Below are 1,969 nucleotides of genomic sequence, written 5' to 3'. Positions count from 1 at the left end.
GAGCGGCCGACGCTGTAGCGGGCCGCGAGATCGACGACTGACGGCAAACGGTCTCCAGGGGCGAGCGAGCCTTCCTCCAATTGTCGGAGCAGATCCTTGGTCACCCATTCGCTGCTCTTCAAGGGGCGCGTGCCTGTCGTCTCCATAGCGACAACTCCTTTACATCGTTTGAGTTCTGTTTTTTCTTCTTTTCTATCGTCCTATTTTAGTGTATACTAACCGCAAACAAAAGTCATCAGATGACCTGATCAATTTTCGAGTGGCAGGTCATCGTTAGATGGGGGAGGATGCGGGTCGTGTTGAACGAAGAGGCGAAAGCGGCGCTGACCGCTTTATTGGGGAACGAAGGATACAGAGATGACAAGGAGACGCGGGTAACGCATTCGTATGACGGCACGCCGATGCTGCAAGCGCTGCCGGATGCGGTCGTCTATCCGTCCGATACACAGCAGGTATCGGAGATCATGAAGGTGCTCAGCGCCCATCGCATCCCGCTCGTCAGTCGGGGCTCCGGCACCAATCTGTGCGGCGGTACAGTCCCCGTAGAGGGAGGTGTCGTCATGGTGATGCACCGGATGAATCGCATCCTCGAGGTCGATCTCGAAAATTTGACGGCGACGGTGCAGCCGGGGCTGATCACCAAGCAATTTATCGCACATGTCGAATCGCTTGGTCTGTTCTATCCGCCGGACCCGAGCAGCATGTCGATCTCGACGATCGGCGGCAACATCGCCGAATGCTCGGGCGGTCTGCGCGGGTTGAAATACGGCACGACCAAGGATTATGTGATCGGTCTGGAGGCAGTGCTCGCTAGCGGCGAGATCATCCGCACTGGCGGCAAGCTGATGAAGGATGTGGCCGGTTACGACTTGACCAAGCTGCTGGTCGGCTCGGAGGGGACGCTGGCGATTATCACTGAAGCGACATTGAAGCTGATCCCGCCGCCCAAAGCCAAGAAGACGATGCTGGCGATGTACAGCGACCTGTACGGCGCGGCGCGCACGGTGTCTAAGATTATCGAGAGTCGGATCATCCCGGCGACGCTGGAGTTCCTGGACAATCCGACGATCCGCGTCGTCGACGACTTCGCGAAGCTGGGGCTGCCGCTTGACATGGCTGCGATCCTGCTGATCGAGCAGGACGGCGAGCCGGAGCTGGTGGAGCGCGACATCGCACGGATCGAGGAGATTTGCCGCAGCGAGCAAGCCGACCGCGTCGAGGTGGCAGAGGATGCCGCGCAGGCGCTCAAGCTGCTGACCGCGCGACGCAGCGCCTTTACGGCGCTGGCTCGACTGCGACCTACTACAATCCTCGAGGATGCGACCGTGCCTCGTTCCAAGATCGCCGATATGGTGCTAGAGATCAATCGGATCGCTGCCAAGCATAACGTCAACATCTGTACGTTCGGCCATGCTGGCGACGGCAATCTGCATCCGACTGCGACGACCGACGCGCGCGATGTTGAGGAGATCCATCGCGTCGAGGAGGCGTTCGCCGAGATCTTCGAAGCGGCGATCGCGCTCGGCGGCACGATCACCGGCGAGCATGGCGTTGGCATCGTCAAGGCGCCTTATCTGGAGTGGAAGGTCGGAGCGCCGGGCATCGCTTTGATGCAGGGCATCAAGGCGACGTTCGATCCGCATCATCTGCTCAACCCTGGCAAGCTGTTCGCCAAATCGGCCCGCAGACGGGTGGTGATCGACCGTGGCTGAGCCTAAGCTGCAGACGGCAGAGCCGTTGACACGTCTGAACCCGCTGGCGCAGAAGCTGAAGCTGCGGCTCGACGAGGACCAGCTGACGAATTGTATGCGCTGCGGCTTCTGCCTCCCGGCCTGCCCGACCTTCCGCGTGCGGGGCATCGAGGCCGAGTCGCCGCGCGGTCGCATCGCCCTCATGAAGGCGGTAGCCGACGGAGTGATGGACCCCGACGAGGCGTTCGAGGCGCAGATGAATCATTGTCTCGGCTGCC

General features: G+C 60.7%; 3 protein-coding genes. 2 read left to right on the top strand and 1 reads right to left on the bottom strand.

Going from position 1 to position 1,969, the window contains the following annotated elements; all coding sequences use genetic code 11:
• On the bottom strand, positions 1-146 hold a 146-nt coding region (locus tag PA598K_RS39160; protein ID WP_128661277.1), incomplete at its 3' end, for a GntR family transcriptional regulator.
• A 141-nt stretch (positions 147-287) separates the two neighbouring features.
• Between PA598K_RS39160 and PA598K_RS34770 the strand changes: the two genes are divergently transcribed.
• Together PA598K_RS34770 and PA598K_RS38540 are read left to right on the top strand one after the other, a co-directional pair.
• Positions 288-1,712, top strand: coding sequence for an FAD-linked oxidase C-terminal domain-containing protein (locus tag PA598K_RS34770; RefSeq protein WP_185602425.1), 1,425 nt, complete (start codon positions 288-290; stop codon positions 1,710-1,712).
• On the top strand, positions 1,705-1,969 hold a 265-nt coding region (locus PA598K_RS38540; protein ID WP_260405765.1), incomplete at its 3' end, for a 4Fe-4S dicluster domain-containing protein. The genes PA598K_RS34770 and PA598K_RS38540, both read left to right, overlap by 8 nt.

It is taken from the genome of Paenibacillus sp. 598K, assembly GCF_003851045.1.
Taxonomy (GTDB): Bacteria; Bacillota; Bacilli; order Paenibacillales; family Paenibacillaceae; genus Paenibacillus_D.
The sequence above is the reverse complement of the archived record's forward strand: the minus strand, read 5'-3'. Positions and strand labels throughout refer to the sequence as shown.